Here is a 23,202-nt window from a genome sequence, read left to right on the forward strand (position 1 = left end):
CCCCTGATTGTGCAAGGAGACTTCTGACCGATGCAATCAATTCACGTTCTTCATCTTCACCCGTTCTCATCCTCTGTGCCCCCAACATCAACAGACGTTTCTACCTGAGGATCATGGAAGTCGATGATGCACCGTCTTCGCTCCCCGGATCGATCCGCGATCACACACATATAGCGCCCGTTCAACAGTCGAAAGCAAACTCTCCCCTGGGAATCCGTCACATCACTCGTGATGACAAGTTTTCCCTTCCGGATCGAGACATGAGCGCCGGCGAGAGGCGAGTGGTTGTCGCGGACGGTCAGACAGAGGACTCCCACTCGTTGTCGGGTAGGCGAACCAATCGTCGGGATATCAAGACGGCCGTTCTTCTTTAAATGACTCGTCTCAAAGATCCTGCAACGGGCAATCAGCGCATCGGCGATCACCGGCGCTATGAGATAGAGTGCGAAATTCTCCTCGCCGGTCAGGCGCAGAACGGCCGAGTCCCCGAAGAGCGTCCCCTTGTCATCGACAAGAATGGCGCCGTTCGGTTCGCCATTAGAGAGAATCAGGAAAAATGTATGTGTCTTCTCTCTCGTGACCCCCATTCCGGTCAGAGAATGGACGTTACTATAGCGCAGCAACTCCTCAAGATCAAAGCACCCTTCACACGTCGACTGCTGAAGGATCTCGTCCATGAGATCGACTATTTCCATGGATATCTTCAGGTAAGGTATTATTGCGCAGGATAAGCGGAACACTTCCGCTCTACCGCAATATACCACATCACTATGCTATTATTAATATCTTGCTAAAATGTATCTCGCGTATAGATGATAATATCTTAAAAATAAGAATAAAACGGACTGTAAACACCTGATTCGTATGATTACATCAGGAAGGAATCAGGAGAAGAAAGGTGCCACAACAGGGCCGAGAGAGAACCCATGATCGCCACGCCAAAAGGAAGGCCTTCAGATTTATCCCAAAGACCGCATAGAAAGAACCAGGATCCGCTGTGAAGTGAGATCGCCAGAAATAAGAAATAAAAAGTGAATAGGGTACTATCCCATGACGCTTTCGCCCGTGATCGCCATCCCGCTCATCATTGCAACGGTTGCAATAGGCGCCACGCTCATATATGCGTCTGTTCTGGATGCAAGAGATCGCCGGGTACCCCACAGAACCTGGCGGCCAGCACTCGCGATTGCGATTCCTGCGGCACTCTGGGTATACGGACAGATCCTCCTTGCAGATTGGCGGACGGCAGCAGGTTACCTCGTTCTGGTCGCAGTCTTCTGTGGGTTTTTCTACCTATTTCAGGCTAAAGGCCTTTTTGGAGGAGCGGATGCGTATGCCCTCATCATCATCACCGCATGCATCCCGTTATCTCCGATCGAGCCGTACTTCGGCATCTCACCGCTTGGGTTCTTCCCATTCACCGTGCTGACGAACGCCGTGCTGATCAACATCGCGGCACCCTTTGCAATACTCGCGAAGAACCTGATAGAGGGGAACCGGGCTCCGCTCCCCTGCCTCTTCCTCGGCTTTCCCGTCGACGGGAAGAAGATCCAGAACGAGTTCGGCTTTGTCATGGAAGATATCAGGGAAGAGGACGGCAAGATTGTCCGACGATTCGTTGGCTTTACGGAGTCGCTTGGGCGAATGACTCGGGGAGAACGTCGATATACAAAAGACCTCAGGCTGCACCCCGAGGACTACCAGAAGGAACTTGCACTTTACCGAAAGGCCGGCAAGGTCTGGATATCGTATGGCATTCCGTTCATCATACCGATCACGGCGGGATTCCTGACTGCACTATTCATGGGTGATATCCTCTTTGAGATCATGAAGATCCTAGCAGGAATGTGAACCAATATGGAGATACAGTTCAAGAATGGATTGGTACCTGTCATCGTGCAGGAGAAGCGAACTCGTGAGGTTCTGATGCTCGCTTACGCAAACGCCGAGGCGCTGGACCTTACAAAACGAACTGGATACGCACACTACTACAGTCGGAGCAGACAGAAGATCTGGAAGAAAGGAGAAGAGAGCGGGCACGTCCAACGCATCTCGCGCATGCTTGTCGACTGCGACGCGGATGCGATCCTGTATGAGGTTGAGCAGTCCGGCGCAGCCTGCCATACCGGGCATGCCTCATGCTTCTACCGAACGATCGATGGTGAAGAGATCGCCGGAATAGTCTTTGATCCGGAGAAGGTATACGCTAATAAGGGTGAATGACTTCATTACTATGGTGATTTTTTATGAAAATTGTACCCGATACCAGCGTCGTAATAGACGGACGCATAACATCGATGATAAAAACCGGAGAATATAAGGGCGCAACAATAATCATACCGGAAGCCGTCGTCGCCGAACTGGAGGCACAGGCAAATCAGGGGCGGGAGATAGGATTTTCCGGTCTGACCGAACTCCAGGAACTCTTCCGGATGTCGGAGGAAAAGATCATTGATCTCCAGTTTGCCGGAGACCGCCCGAGCCTCGACCAGGTGAAACTCTCCAGCGGAGGCGAGATAGACGCCCTGATCAGGAACGTCGCCATCGAGCACGATGCCCGGTTCATCACAAGCGACCTCGTGCAGGCAGAGGTTGCAAAGGCAAAAGGGCTTGACGTCGTCTACTTAAAGCCGCAGGTTGGCGATTTCTCACCGCTCTCGATAGACCAGTTCTTCGACGAGGAGACGACCGCGATCACCTTGAAAGAGCGTGCTTTGCCGATGGCAAAGATCGGAAAACTCCGGGACATTCGCCTGGTCACTCTTCGGGATACCCCGATGACCGAGTATGAACTCCGGATCATGGCGCAGGAACTTCTTGAGCGGGCAAAGCGTGACCCGGACGGGTTCATCGAACTCGAGAAGCGTGGGATTACGGTCGCCCAGATCGGATCTCTCCGGATCTCGATCGCCCGGCGACCCTTCTCGGACGGGATGGAGATTACGGTGGTACGTCCGCTCGTCGATCTCTCGCTTGACGATTACGATATGGCACCGGAGATCAAGAAGCGGATTCTCGGAAACCGGCGCGGTGTCCTGATAGCAGGTCCTCCGGGCGCGGGTAAGACCACGCTCGCCCAGAGTCTTGCGACGTTCCTTGCCGATAACGACTTCATCGTAAAGACGATGGAGGCCCCGCGTGACCTGCAGGTGCCCGATCACATCACCCAGTACACGGCGCTTGAAGGCAGCATGATGAACACTGCCGAGGCTCTCCTGCTTGTCCGACCCGATTACGTCGTCTTTGACGAGATCCGCAAGAACGAGGACTTCAGCGTCTATGCCGATATGCGCCTTGCCGGAATGGGTATGGTTGGAGTGGTGCATGCAATGGAGGTACACGACTGCCTCCGACGGTTCTGTGACCGCGTAGATTACAGTATCCTGCCACAGATCATCAACACCATCATCTATGTCGTTCAGGGCAAGATCTCAAAGATTTACGACCTTGAACTGACGATCAAGGCGCCAGAGGGCATGCCCGGCGACACCCACGTCCGCCCGGTCATCGTCGTTCGCGAGCATTCGCGGCGGGAGCCAGAGATCGAGATCTTCCGCTACGAGGGTGAGACCCTGGTGATGCCGCTTACGGCGAGGACCAGCGCGGAATCGGCACTCCCCGCGGAGCAGCCAGCCGCCCCGCCGGCCGGGCCCGAGGAGAACGTCTCCTGGAAAGTTGCTGAAAAAGAGGTTCAGCGCGAGATCGGGCGGTATACGAACGGTCCGGTCGAGGTCCGGATCATCAGCGACAACAAAGCTGTTGTCTATATCGACGATAAGGACGTCCCTGCAGCAATCGGAAAGGGCGGCAAGAACGTCTCGGCGATCGTGAACAAACTCGGTATCGGGATCGATATTCGGCCACGGAGCGAACTGGAGGCAAAACGGCCGGTCGAGGAGGAGGTACACCTTGGCGGCGGCATCAAGATACGCATCGACAAGAAACAACTGACCATCGTTTCCCCGGAGAATAAGGGCAAGATCGTCGATGTCTTCGCCGGAAAAGAGTATCTCTTCACGGCTACGGTAAACGAAGAAGGCGACATTCTCCTTGCAAAGAACAGCACCATCGCCCAGGAAATGATCAAGCGCTACAACGATGGCGAGATAATCCGGCTGCGGCCGGTATGAGGCAGAGAAAAAGAGATAGAAAACCAGTATCTGGAGGCATAGAGTGAGCGGACTGGACATGCAAAGTAACGAGCTGGAGTGCATCTCCCGATGGGAGCACGCATTCGAGGCCGATCCGGCAGAGAAGGAGAAGTATTACCTGACCGTGGCATACCCGTATCCCAGCGGGGCGATGCACGTCGGGCACGGGCGAACCTACATCGTTCCGGATGTCATCGCCCGTTACCAGCGGATGAAGGGGAAACAGGTCCTCTTTCCGATGGCGTTCCACGTCACCGGCACCCCGGTCATCGGGATATCAAAGAGGATCGCGAACGGGGATGAAAAGACAATCCGGCTGTACCGCGACCTCTACCGGGTGCCGCAGGACACCCTCGACCGATTTATCGACCCGATGGAGATCGTCCGATACTTCTCTGAGGAGTATCAGCGGGTGATGCAGAAGTGCGGGCTCTCGATCGACTGGCGGCGGCGGTTCATCACCGTCGATCCCCAGTACAGCAAGTTCATCGAGTGGCAGTACAAACACCTGCACGAGAAGGATCACGTCGTCAAAGGAGCTCACCCGGTCAAGTACTGTCCTCAGTGTGAGAACCCGGTCGGCGATCACGACCTCCTTGAGGGCGACAAGGCCGAGATCATCAAGTTCACCCTGGTGATCTTCCAGTGGGGCGACGCGAAGATCCCATGCGCAACCCTTCGGCCCGAGACGATCTACGGCGTGACAAACCTCTGGGTGAACCCTGCCGTCACCTACGTGCGGGCGACGATCGACGGCGAGGAGTGGATCTTGAGTGCCGAGGCGGCGGCGAAACTCGGCCTTCAGGACCACGAGGTCTGGGTGAAGGAGAACATCCCCGGAACGGCGCTCATCGACCAGACCGTCTCTCACCCACTCTGCGGCGACGTCCCCGTTCTCCCGGCGACATTCGTCGACCCGGACATGGGTACGGGCATCGTCATGAGCGTTCCCGCCCACGCGCCTTTCGACTACATAGCTCTGCGCGACCTGCAGCAGCAGGGGAAGTACACGTCCATCCAGCCGATTCCGCTCATCTCCGTCGAGGGCTACGGCGAGATCCCGGCAAAGGACGCGGTCGAGCGGGCGGGCATCCGCGACCAGAACGACCCCGGGATGGAGGCGCTCACCCAGGAGATCTACAGCGCGGAGTTCTCCCGGGGGAAGGTCTTTGAGAAATACGGCGGGAAACCGGTTCGCGAGGCACGGGATGACGTTGCGGCGTTGATGATCGAGCGCTACGGCTCCATTCCGATGTACGAGTTCGATACTCGCCAGGTGATCTGCCGGTGCGGCGGCAGGGTCTTTGTGAAGATCCTCCACGACCAGTGGTTCCTGGAGTATAGCGACCCGTGCTGGAAGGAGCAGGTGAAGACCCAGCTCGAGCGGATGGCGCTCGTCCCGCCCGAGGTCCGGGCTGAGTTCGACAGGACTGTCGACTGGCTGAAGGACTGGGCCTGCACCCGGCGGGTGGGGCTCGGCACGAAACTCCCCTGGGATCCGACCTGGATCATCGAGCCGCTCTCCGACTCGACGATCTACATGGCCTACTACACAATCTCTCATCACCTCAGGGCCATCCCGCCGGAGAACCTGACGCCGGAGGTCTTTGATTACATCTTCCTCGGCAAAGGGAACCCCCAGACGGTCGATCGGGAGACGCTCGACAGGATCAGGAACGAGTTCCTCTACTGGTATCCCTATGAATACCGGTTCTCGGCAAAAGATCTCATCTCGAATCACCTCACGTTCCAGCTCTTCCACCACCGGGCACTCTTCCCACAGGAACTACAGCCGAAGGGCATGGTGGTCTTCGGCATGGGTCTCCTGAACGGGGCGAAGATGTCCTCAAGCAAGGGCAACGTCTTCCTGCTCGAAGACGCCTTGAAGGAGTTCGGGGCCGATACCGTCAGGATGTTCCTTGTCGGAAGCGCAGAGCCCTGGCAGGACTTTGACTGGCGTAACGAACTCGTCTCCTCGACCAAAAAGCAGATCGAGCGGTTCTGGAACACCGTTAACGAGGCGAAGGTTGCAGAAGGCGCCTACGATATCGATGCCTGGCTCATGAGCAGGCTTCAGCACCGTATCATGAGCACCTCAGCGGCGCTCGAGTCGTTCCAGACCCGGCAGGCATTGCAGGAGGCGTTCTTCGGCGTGGAGGCCGACCTGAAGTGGTACCGCCGCCGCCTGCCCGAGGGTGCAAACGGCGGGGCCGTGATGCAGGATCTCTGCCGCACCTGGGTACGGCTGCTCGCCCCCTTCATCCCATACACCTGTGAAGCGCTCTGGAGCGATATCGGCGGGGAGGGCATGGTCTCGTTTGCACCGTGGCCGGTGGCGGACGAGAGCCTGATCAGCCCGGAGGTCGAACTCGCCGAGGAGCTTCTCGCACGGACCGTCGAGGATATTGAGTCGATCCGGAAGCTGATCCCGATGGAACCCACGTCCATCAAGCTCTTCGTTGCCCCGGCCTGGAAGCACGAGGCATTCCGGATCATCGCCGCATCGACCGACAAGACCCGGGTGATGCGCGATATCATGCAGAACGAGGATATGCGCAGGCGCGGCCGCGAGGCGACGGATGCCGCAAAGCAGATCACGAAATTCGTCCTGAAACTGCCGCCCGACCTCGTGAAACAACTGCAAGAAGCGACCCTCGATGAGCAGGCGATCCTTGAGGGTGCACGGGCGTTCCTGGAGCACGAGTTCGGCGTGCCGGTCACGGTCCAGAACGCTGAAGAGAGCACACACCCGAAGGCGTCGGGGGCCCTGCCCTTCAAGCCGGCGATAGTGATCGAGTAAAACACCCACGTTTTTTACTTTTTTCAAGCAAGATTCTTTAAACGTCCCATCCCCCACGTTCCTTGGCGCTTCATGGAGTGTCGACGATGGAGCCGGGGCAGAAGACCTGACATGAGATAAGAATGAAGGCCGCTGTCCGGTAGATGACTCTTGAACAACCAAAATTTTCAGGGCGTCGTACTCCAGAACATCGCACTCCCCGCCAACCCCACCTCGCACCTAACGGTGCTCGAACCCCATTCCTGCGGGATGTCGTTCCCCCAAGCGTAATATCACCCCGAAATCCACGCATGGGTTCATGCGACTGCACCAAAACGGCGGGCAGGGATGTATTGCCCGCAAAAAGAAGAGATGCCCGATCAAAAAGAGGAGCGGTTACTCCGTCCCCTTCACGGCCTGCTGAGCCTTCTTCGCCCGTTCTTTTGTCGTGTACCCGGTCACCTGCTGGAGGTAGTTCCGGAACCGGCGATTGGTCTCGAGGATCGTCTCATCGTCGGCGGTTTTATCCGCCTCAGTATCGACGATCAGGGTCTTGCCTCCCGATCCCAGCCAGACCTCAAGGCGCAGGAGCGCTCCGTAGGAGATTATGTAATGGCCATCCTCCGACACTGTGGGTTCAACCCCAAACTGGTCACGGAGACCCTGAACCATGGATTCTGCAAGAGTTTTCGTGTATCCGCGCTTGATCTGGTATTCCTGCATAATATTTTTAAGGGACACCCAACTATGTTAAATTAATCCGGAAGTGAGTGGTTGATCCCCATGGACGATATAAAGGTCATATCAAGAGCGCTTTCCGGCACCGATAAAACAGTGCTGATCGGGTTTCCTGGAAGCGGTCTCGTCGGGAGTATTGCCCTGCAGTACCTCGTCGAGCAGATGGAGTTTGAGCAGATCGGGTCGATCACAAGCAAATATTTTCCACCGGTCGCCCTCATGACGAGAGGTGTGGTCAATGCTCCCGTTCGCCTCTACGACAAAGATCACCTCACGGCAATCGTCTCAGATGTCCCCATCCACCCGATGATATGCTACGAGGTGGCAAACGGCATCATGAACTGGCTTACTCAGTTTGATATCAGGGAGATTGTCACAATCGCAGGAATCATCACGAACGAACCAGAAAAGAGGGTCTTTGGGGTTGCAACCAATAGGCAGATACTTGAGCGCGTCTTAGACGAGACGACTATCCTTCCCATGGGAAGCATATCGGGAATTGCAGCAAGCATCCTCATGGAGTGCAAGACGCGGGGTATCCCCGGCATCGGGCTTCTTGGAGAGACGGTGAACACCCCCGACCCACGGTCTTCCGCGGCCACGATCGACGTCTTAAACAAGATCTACGGTCTCAACCTGGATATCAAACCGCTGCTCGAACAGGCGGTGGAGATCGAGGCGGCTATGGCCCAGATTGCAGAACAGGTACAGAAGACCGAGACCGCACCCAGAAGAGAGCAACTGCCGATGTACGGGTGAGTCTATGAAGTATGCAGCGTTAACCGGAATATCTCCATCAGTCATCGCCGAACTCAAGAGCGGTAAGGCGCGCACCCTTGAGTTGAGCAGCGCCCACAATATCATAACCCTGACCGAGGCCACTCCGGGGGAGTGCCTCTTCCTGACGTCCGTCAACGAGGAAGACCTCTCTCCCGGAGATCCGGGTATTATGGTCGACCTTCTGGCACTCAACATCAGCATGAAACGGATCGAACTCACCGGCCCAACCTACTTTGAGGAACGAGAACGAATGTCAGCACGGATCAAAGTCCAATTCCGGGGAACGACCATCGCCCGCGACGTTGAAGGGAGAAAATGGGGTGACCCGACCAAAGTCGAGATTATCAGGTCGGCCTGTTACCGGGCCGGCTGATACGTTTTTACGGGCTCCCGGGCCCCGGACCCTCAAAGAGTTAATAACCCCTGACAACCAAAATGTATGGGAGTATTACAGAGTGGGTCTGTGGCTTAGCCAGGATATAGCGCCGGGCTTCTAACCCGGATGCCGGGGGTTCGAATCCCTCCAGGCCCGTCGATTTTAACGCCGTTGCCGAAGGGACCATTTTTCTTTGAATGGCTGGGAATTAGTATGGATCGTCCCAGATCTCGCCGACACCAGCGAATCGATCTTTTTCTACCCGGGATCGCCGCTGACAGAAAAAATAGAAGGGTTATCTAACCTTCGTCCCCGGACTGACCGGCCGGAGGGGGACAAGGAGGGAGGCCTCGTCACCGGCGGCGAGGATCATTCCCCTGCTCTCGACCCCGAAGATCTTTGCCGGTGCGAGATTTGCAATCATTGCGACATCTTTGCCAACCAGTTCCTCGGGGGAGTAGAACTGCGCGATCCCGCTGACCACCTGGCGCTTCTCGCTGCCGAGATCGACGATAAGTTTGTAGAGTTTCTTTGAGCCCTTGATCGGCTCGGCCGAGACGATCTGTCCGACCCTGATATCGAGTTTTGCAAACTCGTCGATGGATACAGTGGGCGTCTTTGGTTTGGCGGCCTCTTTTGCCTTCTCGACACGTTCATTGAGAATAGCCTCAAGAGCGGCGATCTGCTCCTTCTCGATCTTAGCAAAGAGCGGGGAGGGTTTTGCGAGCGCTCGTGCTCCCACCGGCGTCGTTGCCTCGGCAATCGAATGATCCGCAATCTTGTCCTCGTAGCCGAGCATCGTCCAGGCCCGCTGCATTGACTCGGGCATCAGGGGCTCGAAGATCAGAGCAAGCGCTTTCACAATCTGGAGGCAGTCGGCTATGACCTGCTCCGCCGCCGCCCGGTCCTCCTTGATCAGTTTCCAGGGAGCGTTACTCTGGATGTAAGAGTTCCCAAACGACGCAAGAGCCATCATTGCATCAACGGCGCTCTTGAAGTCGTACTCCCGCATCAGGGCATCGATCGTGGAGAGCGACCGCTCAATCTCCTCGACGACGACCGGCCGTGGGGCAAGGTCGGGCACCCCCGAGAACTCCTTCTCAGCGAAGTACATCGTCCGGTAGATGAAGTTTCCGAGCGTCCCGACGATCTCGTTGTTCACCCGCTCGGCATAGATCTTCCAGGAGAAATCGAGTTCTTTCGTGTGGTTGGTGTAGGAGAGAAGGTAGTAGCGGAGGTAGTCTGCCGGGAGGCCCTGGTCCAGGTAGTCGTCGTTCGTCCAGACCACATATCCCCGAGACTTTGAGAACTTCCTGCCCTCGATCGTGACCATGCCGCTTGCGACCACCGCGTGCGGGAGGCCGTAACCAGCCCCCTTGAGGAGGGCAGGCCAGAAGATGCAGTGGTGGTAGATGATATCCCCGCCGATGAAGTGCGTGACCCGGGTCTCGTCCCCGCACCAGTAGTCCTTCCAGTCGGCACCGGCAGCCTCCGCCCACTCTTTCGTAAACGATATGTAGCCGATGGGCGCGTCGACCCAGACATAGACGACAAGATCGTCGCGTCCCGGGAATTTGACGCCCCAATCCAGCGTTCGGGTGATGCACCAGTCGTGCAGGAGTTCCTTCACCCAGCCGAGGGCGTAGTTTCGGGCAGTGGCCGTGCCGCGGAGGTTGGGGAGATACTCGAGGAGGAAGTCCCGGAACGCCGAGAGTTTGAAGAAGTAGTGCTCCTGCTCCCGGTACTCCGCCTTGCCGCCGCAGATCTTACAGACCGCGTCCTTGATCTCGCCGGGCTCGAGGTGCTGGCCGCATCCCTGATCGCACTCGTCGCCCCGGGCGATCGCCCCGCAGTGGGGGCAGATCCCTTCCACATACCGATCGGGGAGGAACCGTTCACACTGCGGGCAGTAACTCTGGCTGACGGTCTTCGAGTAGATGTAGCCGTTCTCGATAAGCCGTTTGACGATCGAGCGGGTGGTCTCGTGGTTCATGGCGTCGTCGGTCATCCCGAACCGATCAAAGACTACTCCCATCCGCCGGAACGTCTCGTAGAAGTGCTGATGATAGCGCTCTGAGAGGGCACGGGGGGTCGAACCCTCCTGCTCAGCGCTGATCACGATCGGCGTTCCGTGGTTATCGGAACCACATATAAAGACGACCTCCTCACCCGACCGGCGCATATAGCGCACGTAAAAGTCGGCCGGCACGTAGGTCCGCAGGTGCCCGATATGGCAGGGACCGTTCGTGTACGGGAGGCCGCACGTTACCAGCAACGGCTTACCACTCATCCTTATCTACTCTGGTTGCGATGGTAATAAAGATACCAGCGCATGGCACGAAGGATTACGATGCCTGTTCGATCTTTCGGCTCCGAGGTCGGAATGCCCACGGTCCCGGAGATCACAGGGTGGCTGAAAGAGGTAAAAGTGGTGGAGGCGGATCTCACCACCTACCGGCTCGGCCGTTCGATTGATGCCCAGGAGGGGGTGACGGTGCCCGCCGCCGGAGGTATCTTCTACAGCGAGAGGCTGCGGGGAGCGTTCCCCGGGGTGATCGACGGGGTGCTTGTCGGTGAGCCGGACGTCGACCCGGCTGCTGTGGTTGCGGATGCGCATTATATCCTGACAAGGCAGAAGGGGGCCTGGATCTCTCTCCCCGCCCCCCACATGCTCGGTGTTCGTGACGGCTATATCGGGGATGAAGAGGGTTTTTCCGAGGCTATCGCGACCTCATACATTCGGCTCATGCGGGAGATGAGGGATGCGGGCGTGCAGGGCCACATCCTGATCGCGGACGAAGCGGACGCAATCGAACTCGATTTACTCGCGAAAAGAAAGACCCTTTTCTTTCCGAGGGCTCCGGAGACCTTCGACCTGGAACTCCTGCTCGAGTACCAGGATAGACTCATCCTCCCGGCAAAGGATCTTAATCGGGCGGAGGACCTGATGGAGCGGTTCCACATCAAAAGACTGATCCTCCTCGATGCAGAGACAGAGGACCTTGCGGCCGCCACCGCTCTTGCCGACCCGGATATGCTTGAAGTCGGCGGCTACTGCGAGGAGAACTGCCCGGATTACTGGAAGCGCCTCCGGGAGGGGGCCTTCATTCTTCGATAGTCTCCGCAACTTCCGCAAGACGCCGGTAATGTCGATTCCGCTTGAAGATCCAGAAGAGGAGGCGGTCGAGGAGGCTGAACGGAAACGTCCCTCCGGCTGCGTGAGGATGACCGCCGCCGGAGAACTCCCGGGCAATGAGGTGGCTGACCGGGGGGACTGAACGGATAGAGATGCGGCCGTTTCCCGAGACGATCACCTCGATATCGGTATCGAGTTCATCGCGGATGGCATGCGCCGTCTCGCTGGGGTAGCCGTAGAGAGGGGAGAATGCTATCCGATAGCGGCCGTCCTCGATGATGGTGGTGTGCCGGAGGCTCTTTTTGATATCTTGCTCCATTTCCCGGACGATCCGCTGGTACTCGCTCTCCACTTTCGGATCAACGATAGTGCCCCGGACGAGGTTGTCGCGGACGTACTCGCGATAGCCTTTCTGCATCACGACCTGGCCGAGCATCTTCGACCGGGGATCCTGATGCTTCCAGAGGTCGTAGTCGCAGACGACCTGCGCGATCTCCACCGCCACCGGGTCCTCGGGAGCAAGGTCGCGGGCGACGATCCCGGTCGCGCAGGTGGAGACATCGATATGGAGGAGGTTTGTCTTCGCATCAACGGCCCGGATCTCCTCCTCTTTCCAGCGGTGGTGGTCGCGCCACTCGATCCGCCACCCGTTCGACCGCGCCTTCGCAAGCCTTTGCTCAACGCCCGGCTGGTAGCCGATATCCGATATGCTGAGAAGGTTCCCGCGTCCGGGAGAGCCGGCCACGGCGTCAAGATTAGCGAGGAATTTGCCGACCGGAGACCAGACAGTAAAGACGTCCCCGTACTTCCTCCGGTGGATGGCGTCGCTCCCTACGGCATCAAGGTCGTTGTGCGTAAGGTGCACGACGGTCTCCGTCCGCTCCGAGAGCGCCTTCATGAGGTTTGCGTCCTGAGCATTCGATTTCTGATCATTCCGGTCCATCATCAATAGTATTATGCAGGGAGAGATAAATAGGCAGTTTAAGATCCTCTGCTCCCCCGCCACGAGAAACACAGGATTTATTAGGGACTACAAACAACATTGTAGGGCAGGAGCCCCTGTAGCTCAGACTGGGAGAGCGCCAGACTGAAGATCTGGTTGTCCCCGGTTCAAATCCGGGCGGGGGCATATTTTCTCAAGTTCTAATCCAGTCAGCAATATTGTGGTGTATTTATAGCGCCTATCGAAGATAGGCCAAATCCATCAAACGGCAGGGAAGACTTGATACGCATCAAATTCTGTGGAACCGCGAGTCTGGCGGAGATGCAATGTGCGATCGATGCAGGCTGCGATGCTATGGGGTTCATCATGGGCGTGACCCACGAGAGCTCTGATTATATAACCCCGGCAGAGACCGCCCGGATGATACGACACCTCCCGCCGTTCATCGAGCCGGTCGCGGTCACTCACCTGCAGGATACAGAAGACCTCATCAAACTGGTGAGGGAGTCACACTGCACGACGCTGCAGATCCAGGATACCATTGAGCCGCCCGAGATCGATCGCATCCGTGACGCCCTCCCGTACTTAAAGATAGTGAAAGCCGTCCATGTGATGGACGAGTCAGCCATCGCGACGGCAAAGCGCTATGAACCCTATGCCGATGCACTCATCCTCGATACCAGAACGAACGAGAAACTCGGGGGAACAGGGATCCCCCACGACTGGAACATCAGTGCGGAGATTGTAGCCCGTTCATCTATCCCCGTGATACTCGCAGGAGGGCTCACGCCCGAGAACGTCGCAGAGGCCATACGGAAGGTCCGTCCCTACGGGGTCGACGTACATACCGGCGTCAAGAAAGACGGTGTCCGCAACCCCGAGCGGACGCTTGCTTTTGCTCGTGCAGCGCGAAACGCTCTCTGAAGGCTGATGAAAGACCACCCGCACGGATTCATCGAGGCAAACAGCCGAGAAGCTGGTCCCGGGATCCTGCGGGTAATACGCTACCAGAGGCTTGAAGCGGCGAATGGGCTGGTTATCCGAGGTCAAAAAAGTAGTTTACCGGGCCGGCACCGCTGCCATGCCCTTCTCGACCCGGCGGGCCATCTCCTGCTTGACCCTCCGGATCTTCTCCGCCTGATCGCGCTCCGCAAGGCTCGGACCCGCTTTAGAGACGACTTCCTCGCTCGGGACCCCTTTCGCGTTCACCACCCGCTGGTAGGCAAAACTCGCCCAGTCGTCCGGGAGCTCCTGCATCCGCACATACTCCATGTTGCTCGGCGCAAGATCGAGCTGGTTCTCAAGGACGCTGTTGACATAGTCCTTGTTCGGTTCAAAGACGACAAGGGATTCGACGACGTCGGTCTTCATGATGTCCTGAATATCCCGGCCCTCGAACTGCTTTAAGAGCCGCGCACACTCGTTGAAGTGCTCGATCTCCATCTTCATGAAACTCTCCCAGATCCCCCGGATCCTCGGGTCGCTCTCGTGCTGGGCACAGGAGTAGTAGAGGTATGCCTCGTTGAGTTCCAGAATCGCCATCTTCTCAAGCATCGTCTCCCGCGGATCGCCGAGGCTTTCATACTGGCTCACGTGCTGCTCCTCGATCTCTGCAATCTCAGCATACAGCTGCCGCGCGATCTCGTCCGGGTACATGAACCCGTGAGACCGGTAGAAGAGCATCGTCTGTTGCTCCGCGGCGACGATCGTGGCATAATTCATCTTCGTCTTGATATCGGCCGTATCCTTGTCGTAGTGCTTGCGCATTGAGTCATAGGGGTGGCGGTGCTCGATGCTCGTCGGCCTGCCGGGCTTCACCTCGGTCTTGCCCTGGACGATCATCTCGGGGTCGCCGCCCTCGATGTAGTCGTAGAGGCAACCGTAGCGGTAGAGGTGGTCGAAGTCCTCGAGCAGCGCAAAGTCCAGTGTCTGCTTGACATACGGGTCCGGCTCGTTCTGTGCCAGGTTCGCGGTGAGGTCGACCGCCACCTGCTCGTAGCCGAGAGTGGTCTCGATGACCGATTGGTCGGCCGGGTTGAGCCAGTTGACCGCCTCCTGCTGCTGGGAGTCGATCCGCCTCATCAGAGCCATCGATTTCTTCACCTCGGGGTCCGGGTGCATCCGCGCAATAGCGTGCGACATGAGGACGGCATTGTTCTCGATCCCATTCATGAGGATGACCCGGGTCCGGGTGTAGGCGTCGACCGCCTTCTTATCGTATGGGGCCGGGGTCATATCCTTCCAGGACTGGGGCTGCTCTTCGAGCGGCATGCCTTCCATATCAAAGGGTTTAAACTGAGCCATTTCGTCTCCCTCCATATCCCCCGCCAACTCTTCAGTATGGGTATCTCCAGTGGTATGGGCACAGGCGGCAAACCCCCGGGTTCACCCCTGCATACTGGAGATTCTGGGGGCCCCCCTTCCATACCGGTCACACCACAAAAACCTAACGGCCAGCAACGGAGGCCGCGTAAAATGCGGTTCCCGACCACCCTGGCAATGACGAGTATACAGTTAGACGGTTATCCTGCCTGGCACCACCCCGGGGCACTGAGAGACCACAAAGTATACATCGCAGGAGATGGGGCTGGATGAAGGGGGCTCCCCAACAAACGTGCCACCCCATTAGTACGAAGGGTTAAGTATAACCGCCCAAGAGAGGGCGCTAGATGGTGACGGACCATCCGATGACAACCAGACCGCAGGAGACGAGGGCCATGACTGGAAGAGAAAGCAATCCCCCCGATTCCAGGAGGGGGAACACCGATGAGGGAACGAATAATCGGGAAGCCAGGGATCCCCGGGGCAGGGAGGCCCCGGCTGTTTCCCATGAGAGCATCCGCGACTTCCGCGGCCATCCTACAGACTTCCTGGTCGATATCCTCGACCAGGAGTCAGAGGTGATCATTGTTGCAGAACTGCCCGGCGCTGATGTGGAAACCATCAAACTCAATCTGCTCAACCCGCAGACCCTGCGGATAACCGCAAGGCGCGCTGAGCCGGTGGAGGAGGAATCTGGTGGTTACTACATCCGGGAGCGTGGGAATGGAATCATGAGCCGGCTGATACGTCTGCCAGCAAGCGTAACTGACGAGTCGGCAAGGACGAGTTTCAAGAACGGTGTTTTAGAGGTGCGGCTACAAAAGATGAGAGGGGCGCCTGAACGCGGAGGGAAGAGGATCACCATAGAGTGATTGGGGGCTAACGCCACTCTCATGGAGATACTACCGGCCCGTCGCGCTATACAAACCGGATCTCCGGGCAGGGGCGCATCCATCAGTACCAGGCAGCGCACCCGGCCATCCGGGTCGTCACCACCTGGGGGTGGTAACAGATGACGCTGTCCCGGGCTGTGATCCTGCCGTTGACGATCTGGTCGATGACCGTGAGGTGGTCCTGCACGCCCCGGGGAAGGAGATAATACTCGCGGACAAAGTCCTTCCCCCGCGCACCCATCTCGGCAGCCTTCTCAGGGTGCCGGAGGAGATGGAGGATTCTATCGGCGGTCTCCTGGATCGTCGAGACCAGGTAGCCGTTCCAGCCGTCGCGGATCTGGAGCGGTATCCCGCCGACATTCCCGGCGACGACCGGTTTCCCCTTCCAGAGGCCTTCGGTTACCGTCAGGCCAAACCCCTCCTTGATGGATTTCTGAACGATCACATCCGACGCACGCTGAAGAGCGTTGATCTCCCGGTGGCTGTCCGGTGGAAGGTCGAGGACATGAATGTCAGGGTCATCCTCGGCCGTCTCACGGACTTCGCGCAGGACAATATAGCACTCAGGGTCGTCGCATGCCCGACCGCCGACGAGAACGAGCTGGCAGGGGACCTTCTGACGAACTTTCTTGAAGGCCTGGATGACCCCGACCGGGTCTTTAAAGACATCGTATCGGGAGACCTGGGTGACGATAGGCATTGCCGGGTCGATACCGTACTTCGCGAGGACGGCATCGATCTCGGAACGGGGGAGATCGCGGTTCTTCTCGGATAAGGGGTCGATGAACGGCGGAATGATGAAACTTGGCACGTTCCAGAGCGGAAGATACTGGAAACTCGAGAATATGCTCGCGTGATACTTCTCGACCAGCCTTCGCAAGATGTTGCCGATGCTCCCCACGGTCTCTGTAGGCACAGTCTCCAGCTGAACGTGGCATCGCCAGAGGAGTCTCTTCTGCTCGAGTTCCCGGGTCGTCAGGAACTCTATGAGCCCGAGCGGCTGTGGGTCATGAATGGTCACGACATTACAATCGTCTTCAATCAGTCCTTCGTTCTGCCGCTGAGCCTCCCAGTATGTCTCGATCATCGACTGCGAGAATCCGTCGCGACCCTGGAGGAAGTTGTGGAGCGTCTTTGTGACGTCGAAAAAAGCCGGTTCGGCCTCCATGACGCTCCATACCGTCTCAAGGCCGAGTGCGTTGAGGAAAGGGACGTATGATATGAGAATCTCCGCGACACCGCCGCCGTAACGGGTCGAGTTGATCTCCTGCAGCTTGTTGCCGGATAAGCGATCGGCGAGTTCTTCGAGCGCCGAGAACTGCTCATCCCCTACGATCCGCCGGTATTCCTTGAGGGACGGGCAACTGGGGAGATCTGTGACGATCATTGAGGATCACTCTCCGGTAATACGCCCCCAGCCAATAAAATGCCTTTCGGTGGGGCAAGCAGATACCCGGTATAGGGAGCACTCCTGCCATATGCTTGCCCAGGTTCACCAGACCCGGCTTATGGGGCTGGTGATGCTTCTAAAATAGGCTACCCGCTCCTGACCTGCGGGGTGCAGTGGGCATTATCCATGCGAGAAGAGGCGTCCCCAGGAAGGGCTCTCTCCAGGGCTGCCTTCAACTCAGCAAGCGAGATCGGCTTTTCTAGAACGCCGACGATGTCGTTCGCGTATCGGGAATATTCCTCAGGCCAGACATGTTTTGCAGTAAAGAGCAAGACCGGAATATCCTTGTATTCTTCATTCTTCTTCAACTCCTCCAGGAACTGCCACCCATCGATGGGAGACATCATCACGTCGAGGATGATGAGAGCAGGCTTCTCTTTCTTGAGCATCCGCAGGGCGTCCCAACCGTTGTGAACCAGAAGAGGTTCACGGTTGATCTTCTTGAGCAGGAGTTCCATTACCTCAAGCGTTGGCAGGTCGTCATCAACGACCATAATCGCATTTCCCACAGTTTATGCCTCCTTTGGTATTCTGATGGTGAAGGTGCTCCTTCGCCAACCTCACTTGTCACTGATATCTCCCCTCCGTGTAATCGGACATATTTTATCGCGATCGCAAGCCCCAGGCCTGAATGCACGCAATTGTGGCTCGTTTCTTGGGTACCTCCGATAAATAACGGCCCAAAGATCGATCCGATAATATCCGCAGGGATACCGATGCCATTATCGCACACCATAATATAATGATTGTTATTTGATCCCGCATACCGGATCCATACCTTCTTTGGCGGTTCATTATACTTAACCGCATTCGATATCAGGCTCTCGAGAGCCTGGTAAAGCAGATCGGGATCTCCCCAGATATGAGCATTTTCAGGGATTTCGTTCTCGATCTCGGCTTCACTCTCATACCCACCCCTCGATATGATGGAATTGATGAGGGAGCGGAGATGTATGTCCTGAATGGCAAGTTCGATATGATCCGTCATGACCAGACTCAACTTGACCATCCTCTCCACCACCGCCTGCTCCTGCCTCGCGCACTCAAGGCAGGTTCTGAGATACTTCTCAGTCTCGCCCTTTAAACCATAATACTCTGGATCATCGGCGAGTATACCGAGGTAACCGATGAGCGGTTGAAGCGGTGTGCGCAACTCGTGGGAGACATTCGAAACAAGCCCTTTCCACTGGTCCACCTCCCAGGCCATCTGCCTGCAGGCAATCCTCTGTCTTCGTATCTCGGTGGTGTCCCGCGCAGACCCTACAACACCGATAAGTGCGCCGTCAGTGCCGGTATACGGGGCGAGTGTGACGGAGAATGTATGGTGAACCCCTCCAAGCTCGATATCGAGATCGTAGCAGGCATTCTTTCGTTCGCTGATTACGCTGCGGACCCATGACATGTGCTGTGCGCTAAGATCATCGGGCAGGAGGGCATCCACACCCTTTCCGATGAGGTCGGCAGGAGAGATCCCATGTTCTGGGGCATGCAGCCAGGAGAAGTGGAGAATGCGTCCGTCTACGTCCTGCATAAAGAAGATATCGTTTGACTGCTGGATGAGTTCCATCAGGCGCTCATTTGACCGAACAAGGTCCTCACGCTCACCCTGGAGCATGCTAGGGTCCACAATCGTGCACTCATATATGTATCTGGCTCCAATTTTCGGCAGGAGAGAAAGACCAAGCGTGTATCACCGTTCTGTGCACGTAGTGGCATCTCCATGTTCCCAATGTAGCCTTCCCGCTCCATCTCGCTTGTAAACCGCGCCTTACAGGTCTCGTCGGCCCAGAACAACTCCACCGGGACGCCGATGAGTTCCAGGGGAGTATAACCGAGTATATCCGCGCACCGCCTGCTGACGCAGAGCAACCGGAGACTATCCGGGTCGCAGAGAAACTTTGCATCGCGAGAATTCTCTATGAGTTGTCTATACCGGGAGAGGGCCAGGCGAGAGTCACGGGTAAAGAGCGTTGTGGCCCCACAGAACCAGAAGAGGAAGATCGTGTGCAGCCCCGTCATCACCGGATTGATGAGATTGCCAAGAGATGCCTGGTAGAGTTGGATAAGTACAAATCCGACAGTCAAAAACGTGGTCAACAGAAGGCTCTTTTGAGGGTACCAGAGCGCTACAAGGAGAATAGGAATGCAGTAGATCAGGGGACTGATAGGGTTGCTGCTAACCTGCTCAATCGCTGTCAGTATGAGTGACACTAGAGAGAGGGACACCAGAACAATCATTTTTACAATATCTGTATCGATGAAGATGTCCTCTCTAGAATGGCTCACAGGACAGCGATTAAAAGACATGCGAAGTACAAGGTTTTATCGAACGAGGCTATATACCATTCGGAATTTGAAGCAATGGATAGAGACCATTCATAAAAATGGGGAGATACCACTCGGTCTTCTGTAATACAGAGTCCCTCGATTTTGCAAAAAAGAGAGGATTTGGCAGAAAAGACCAAAGAGGAGAGAATATGAAGATCGTCGTTTAACCCTAAAATATGCGCCCGTTTGTCTTTGTTAACATCGCCATGAGCGCGGATGGGAAGATATCAACAAAAGAGCGACGACAGGTCAAGATCTCGGGAACTGAGGATTTTTCACGCGTCGACAGGATCAAAGCGGCGAGTGATGCCATTATGGTCGGCATCGGTACCGTGCTTGCGGATAACCCCTCGCTCACCGTCAAATCCCCGGACCTCCGTGCCGAGCGAAGAGCGGGAGGAAAAGACGAGCATCCCATCCGCGTCGTGGTGGATAGTGCAGCACGGACACCGCTCGATGCGGATATCCTCCACAAGGGAACCGGTAAGCGTATCATCGCCGTCTCACGCAAGGCGCCCCGAGAGCGGGTAGAGGCCTTGAGAGAGCACGCCACCGTCGTCGTCACCGGCGAAGATTCGGTCGATCTCCAAGCCCTGCTTGAGGAACTATACCGGCAGGGCGTCCGACGCTTGATGGTCGAGGGGGGCGGGACCCTGATCTGGGGACTCTTTGAGCAGGGGCTTGTCGATGAACTCCAGACATTCATCGGCAACATCGTCATCGGCGGAAAGGACGCCCCCACGCCTGCCGACGGAGAGGGTTTTCTCCGGGAAGCAGACTTTGCGCGACTGCGCCTGATCGAGGCCGTTCAGCTCGATGACGGTCTCCTGATACGGTGGAGCGTCGAGAATAGGTAAGGAGATCTCTACCGGAGGGTCGCCTTTTTAGAAAAAAGAGGCGAGAGTGTTACGGAACCACTGCAATCTGATCTATAACCTTGTAGGAACCGCCCGTGATGAGAGAGATGGTAATCTCAACCCGGTTCTCTCCTTTTGCGTTCTGGATGATCAGTTCTTCGCCGGTGATCGGCTGCAGGCTATCGGTGACGACCTCCCCGGTCGACTTAGTCACACGCACGTCGATGCTCTTTACGAAGGTCTTCCCTGCACCGCCGCGGAACGCGATGTAGAGATCATTCGTAACCCGTGAGGGGAATCCGCCCGTAATCTGGAACTCAACCTCTTTTCCCGGCGGCATCGTCTGCGTCGGACCGGGTGTCAGCGAGACTGTTGATGTGGAGACAGGCGTTGCCGTACTCCCGGGAGTCTCAATCGGGGTAGTCTCAGTCGGGGACGGCCCGACGTCACTGCCAGCTCCCGTACAGGCAGCGCCAAACGAGAACGCGAGCAGCAGAACGATCAGAGCGGATAGCAACCTGAAGTTCATGATCCGATCATGCGCATCATGATATTTCATAGTTTCGTAAGGTCCGCGACAAATTTCCCGGAATATTGTATAAAAATGCCTGGTTTATGGAGATCCCGACCTCGAATAGTGACCAAAAAGACATCAGGAAGTTGTCCCGGATCGGGCAATAGAAAGATTTATAATTATTGGAAGGAAATTTCTATCCACATCAGGTGCAACGATGAACCTACGAAGACCGAACGCCAACGACGCGACTGGAACGAGCAACCGCTCCCGGGATGTCGTGCCCATGTCAGGCATCTGCAGCCGGTGCGTCGACGGCTGCAAGGGATCCTGTGAGATCTGGCTCTCCTCCTTCCGGGGCAGGGAGGTCCTCTATCCCGGCCCGTACGGGGAGATCACCGCTGGTGCGGACAAGAACTATCCGGTCGACTACTCGCACCTGAACATCCAGGGCTATGCCAGGGGTGCAAAAGGGCTGCCGGAGGGTATCGAGGCCGGCCCGGACACCGCACTCTTCCCGGATGTTGATACCAGGACAGAGTATGGATGGAGTATCAAGGTCCCGATGCGGGTCCCCATCTTCACCGGGGCGCTCGGGTCGACCGAGAGTGCCCGGGCAAACTGGGAGCACTTCGCTATCGGAGCCGCCATATCGGGCATCACCCTCGTTTGCGGAGAGAACGTCTGTGGTGTCGACCCCGGGCTCGAACTTGACCACACCGGAAAGATCAGCAAGTCGCCCGAGATGGACCGCCGTATCAAGACCTACCGGCAGTTCCACGACAAGTACGGCGAACTCCTGGTACAGATGAACGTGGAGGATACAAGGCTTGGGACCGCCGAGTACGTCTCGTCAAAGCACAACCTGGAGACGATCGAGTTGAAGTGGGGCCAGGGTGCAAAGTGTATCGGCGGCGAGATCAAGGTCGGCAACCTCGACCGGGCGAATCAGCTAAAAGATCGCGGCTACGTCGTCCTCCCCGATCCGGGGATCCACGAAGTGCAGGCAGCCTTCCGGAACGGGGCCATAAAGGAGTTCGAGAGGCACTCGCGTCTCGGTTTCGTCACCCGGGAGGGGTTCCTTGAGGAGGTCGACCGGCTCCGGGATATCGGGTTTAAGCGGGTTACCCTCAAGACAGGCGCCTACTCGGCCGTCGAACTCGCGATGGCCCTTCGGTACGGAGCCGAGGCGAAGATTGACCTCCTCACCATCGACGGCGCACCCGGCGGCACCGGGATGAGCCCCTGGCCGATGATGAACGAGTGGGGGATACCGACCTTCTACATCGAGTCCCTCGCCTACCAGTTCGCCGAACGGCTTCGGGAACGGGGCATCCGGGTTCCGGACATCGCCATCGCCGGCGGGTTTTCGGATGAGGCAAACGTCTTTAAGGCGCTCGCCATGGGGAGCCCCTACACCAAGGCCGTCTGTATGGGCCGTGCCCTCATGATCCCCGGCATGGTCGGGAAGAATATTGCGAAGTGGCTCGAAGCCGGCGAGCTCCCAAAGACCGTCTCGAAGTACGGCCGCACAAAAGAGGAGATCTTCGTCTGCTACGAGCAGCTCAAGGAGAGGTACCCCGACCGTATCGACGAGATCCCGCTCGGAGCGGTGGGGGTCTACACCTACACCCAGAAGTTCAGGACCGGACTGCAGCAGATCATGGCCGGGACGCGGAACTTCAGCCTCAAGACAATCTCCCGGAACGATCTGATGGCCCTGACCGAAGAGGCGGAAGCAGTCTCCGGCATCCCATACGTAATGCGGGCCTACCGCGACGCCGCCGAGGCAATCCTCGACTCATAAGTTACACATCAGCACCAGCAGCACCGATAAACGTCCATACCACGCAATGGGCGCAGACCACCTCCAGAGCGCTTGATTGATCGGGAATCAAGAACTCTGGAGGGGAGGATCCATCCAATCACCAATTT

General features: G+C 57.0%; 21 protein-coding genes and 2 tRNA genes. 13 read left to right on the forward strand and 10 right to left on the reverse strand.

Annotated features, from left to right (window positions below):
• Positions 1-56: 56 nt before the first annotated feature.
• Complete coding sequence (locus ACI94_RS10095; protein WP_273259111.1) at positions 57-695, reverse strand: hypothetical protein; 639 nt, start codon at positions 693-695, stop codon at positions 57-59.
• Positions 696-1,050: 355 nt separating this feature from the next.
• On the opposite strand from ACI94_RS10095, the gene ACI94_RS10100 reads away from it, so the two are divergent.
• From ACI94_RS10100 to leuS, 4 genes are read left to right on the forward strand one after another with little or no spacing between them, the layout of a single operon-like run.
• Positions 1,051-1,851 carry an A24 family peptidase C-terminal domain-containing protein gene (locus ACI94_RS10100; RefSeq protein ID WP_066956422.1) on the forward strand — a complete coding sequence of 267 codons (801 nt, stop codon included), beginning with the start codon at positions 1,051-1,053 and terminating at the stop codon, positions 1,849-1,851.
• Positions 1,852-1,857: 6 nt separating this feature from the next.
• The gene (gene hisI / locus ACI94_RS10105; RefSeq protein WP_066956419.1) at positions 1,858-2,223 is read left to right on the forward strand and encodes a phosphoribosyl-AMP cyclohydrolase; all 366 of its coding nucleotides are present in this window, start codon (positions 1,858-1,860) and stop codon (positions 2,221-2,223) included.
• A 23-nt stretch (positions 2,224-2,246) separates the two neighbouring features.
• A complete protein-coding gene (locus tag ACI94_RS10110) occupies positions 2,247-4,130 on the forward strand; it encodes a PINc/VapC family ATPase (protein WP_066956416.1) in 1,884 nt (627 codons plus the stop codon).
• 58 nt (positions 4,131-4,188) lie between these two features.
• Positions 4,189-6,951: a leucine--tRNA ligase gene (gene leuS / locus ACI94_RS10115; RefSeq protein ID WP_066956413.1), complete on the forward strand. Its 2,763-nt coding sequence runs from the start codon at positions 4,189-4,191 to the stop codon at positions 6,949-6,951.
• Between the two features lie 375 nt (positions 6,952-7,326).
• Here leuS and ACI94_RS10120 read toward each other — a convergent pair whose 3' ends face one another.
• Positions 7,327-7,653: a DUF5611 family protein gene (locus tag ACI94_RS10120; RefSeq protein ID WP_066956409.1), complete on the reverse strand. Its 327-nt coding sequence runs from the start codon at positions 7,651-7,653 to the stop codon at positions 7,327-7,329.
• 60 nt (positions 7,654-7,713) lie between these two features.
• On the opposite strand from ACI94_RS10120, the gene ACI94_RS10125 reads away from it, so the two are divergent.
• The 3 genes from ACI94_RS10125 to ACI94_RS10135 all read left to right on the forward strand — a co-directional run bounded on the left by ACI94_RS10125 (position 7,714) and on the right by ACI94_RS10135 (position 8,980).
• The gene (locus tag ACI94_RS10125; protein WP_066956406.1) at positions 7,714-8,427 is read left to right on the forward strand and encodes a proteasome assembly chaperone family protein; all 714 of its coding nucleotides are present in this window, start codon (positions 7,714-7,716) and stop codon (positions 8,425-8,427) included.
• A gap of 4 nt (positions 8,428-8,431) precedes the next feature.
• Positions 8,432-8,821 (forward strand): DUF473 domain-containing protein, encoded by a 390-nt coding sequence (locus ACI94_RS10130; RefSeq protein WP_066956403.1) that lies wholly within the window; start codon positions 8,432-8,434, stop codon positions 8,819-8,821.
• Positions 8,822-8,905: 84 nt separating this feature from the next.
• Positions 8,906-8,980, forward strand: a tRNA-Arg gene (locus ACI94_RS10135).
• A gap of 139 nt (positions 8,981-9,119) precedes the next feature.
• Here the strand turns inward: ACI94_RS10135 and metG are convergent.
• Positions 9,120-11,114, reverse strand: coding sequence for a methionine--tRNA ligase (gene metG, locus ACI94_RS10140; protein WP_066956400.1), 1,995 nt, complete (start codon positions 11,112-11,114; stop codon positions 9,120-9,122).
• A gap of 60 nt (positions 11,115-11,174) precedes the next feature.
• On the opposite strand from metG, the gene ACI94_RS10145 reads away from it, so the two are divergent.
• A complete protein-coding gene (locus ACI94_RS10145) occupies positions 11,175-11,942 on the forward strand; it encodes a hypothetical protein (protein ID WP_224732726.1) in 768 nt (255 codons plus the stop codon).
• Here the strand turns inward: ACI94_RS10145 and ACI94_RS10150 are convergent.
• Positions 11,929-12,903 carry a DHH family phosphoesterase gene (locus ACI94_RS10150; RefSeq protein ID WP_066956983.1) on the reverse strand — a complete coding sequence of 325 codons (975 nt, stop codon included), beginning with the start codon at positions 12,901-12,903 and terminating at the stop codon, positions 11,929-11,931. The two genes, ACI94_RS10145 and ACI94_RS10150, sit on opposite strands and share 14 nt — an antisense overlap.
• A gap of 112 nt (positions 12,904-13,015) precedes the next feature.
• Between ACI94_RS10150 and ACI94_RS10155 the strand changes: the two genes are divergently transcribed.
• Both ACI94_RS10155 and ACI94_RS10160 read left to right on the forward strand, forming a co-directional pair.
• A tRNA-Phe gene (locus ACI94_RS10155) sits at positions 13,016-13,089 on the forward strand.
• Positions 13,090-13,182: 93 nt separating this feature from the next.
• The gene (locus ACI94_RS10160) at positions 13,183-13,827 is read left to right on the forward strand and encodes a phosphoribosylanthranilate isomerase (protein WP_224732725.1); all 645 of its coding nucleotides are present in this window, start codon (positions 13,183-13,185) and stop codon (positions 13,825-13,827) included.
• A 135-nt stretch (positions 13,828-13,962) separates the two neighbouring features.
• Here ACI94_RS10160 and ACI94_RS10165 read toward each other — a convergent pair whose 3' ends face one another.
• A complete protein-coding gene (locus ACI94_RS10165) occupies positions 13,963-15,207 on the reverse strand; it encodes a hypothetical protein (protein WP_066956977.1) in 1,245 nt (414 codons plus the stop codon).
• A 413-nt stretch (positions 15,208-15,620) separates the two neighbouring features.
• Between ACI94_RS10165 and ACI94_RS10170 the strand changes: the two genes are divergently transcribed.
• Positions 15,621-16,097 carry an Hsp20/alpha crystallin family protein gene (locus ACI94_RS10170; protein WP_066956974.1) on the forward strand — a complete coding sequence of 159 codons (477 nt, stop codon included), beginning with the start codon at positions 15,621-15,623 and terminating at the stop codon, positions 16,095-16,097.
• A gap of 82 nt (positions 16,098-16,179) precedes the next feature.
• On the opposite strand, the gene ACI94_RS10175 is transcribed toward ACI94_RS10170, so the two are convergent.
• The 4 genes from ACI94_RS10175 to ACI94_RS10190 form a co-directional block, all read right to left on the reverse strand.
• Positions 16,180-17,505, reverse strand: coding sequence for a glycosyltransferase (locus ACI94_RS10175; protein WP_066956394.1), 1,326 nt, complete (start codon positions 17,503-17,505; stop codon positions 16,180-16,182).
• Positions 17,506-17,654: 149 nt separating this feature from the next.
• Positions 17,655-18,062, reverse strand: a complete 408-nt coding sequence (locus tag ACI94_RS10180; RefSeq protein ID WP_066956391.1) for a two-component system response regulator — start codon at positions 18,060-18,062, stop codon at positions 17,655-17,657.
• Positions 18,026-19,135 (reverse strand): PAS domain-containing sensor histidine kinase, encoded by a 1,110-nt coding sequence (locus tag ACI94_RS10185; RefSeq protein WP_286681390.1) that lies wholly within the window; start codon positions 19,133-19,135, stop codon positions 18,026-18,028. Before ACI94_RS10185 ends, ACI94_RS10180 begins: the two co-directional genes overlap by 37 nt.
• A complete protein-coding gene (locus ACI94_RS10190; protein WP_286681391.1) occupies positions 19,135-19,854 on the reverse strand; it encodes a PAS domain S-box protein in 720 nt (239 codons plus the stop codon). The genes ACI94_RS10185 and ACI94_RS10190 overlap by 1 nt, the downstream gene beginning before the upstream one ends.
• 218 nt (positions 19,855-20,072) lie before the next feature.
• Here ACI94_RS10190 and ACI94_RS10195 point away from each other — a divergent pair, with 218 nt between their 5' ends.
• Entirely contained in the window at positions 20,073-20,753 is a 681-nt protein-coding gene (locus ACI94_RS10195) for a 2,5-diamino-6-(ribosylamino)-4(3H)-pyrimidinone 5'-phosphate reductase (protein ID WP_066956385.1), read from the forward strand.
• A gap of 49 nt (positions 20,754-20,802) precedes the next feature.
• On the opposite strand, the gene ACI94_RS10200 is transcribed toward ACI94_RS10195, so the two are convergent.
• Positions 20,803-21,282 carry a hypothetical protein gene (locus ACI94_RS10200; protein ID WP_066956972.1) on the reverse strand — a complete coding sequence of 160 codons (480 nt, stop codon included), beginning with the start codon at positions 21,280-21,282 and terminating at the stop codon, positions 20,803-20,805.
• A gap of 202 nt (positions 21,283-21,484) precedes the next feature.
• Here ACI94_RS10200 and ACI94_RS10205 point away from each other — a divergent pair, with 202 nt between their 5' ends.
• Positions 21,485-23,074: an FMN-binding glutamate synthase family protein gene (locus tag ACI94_RS10205; RefSeq protein WP_273259106.1), complete on the forward strand. Its 1,590-nt coding sequence runs from the start codon at positions 21,485-21,487 to the stop codon at positions 23,072-23,074.
• Positions 23,075-23,202: the final 128 nt, after the last annotated feature.

It is taken from the genome of Methanoculleus sp. DTU007 (assembly GCF_001512385.1).
Taxonomy (GTDB): Archaea; Halobacteriota; Methanomicrobia; order Methanomicrobiales; family Methanoculleaceae; genus Methanoculleus; species Methanoculleus thermophilus.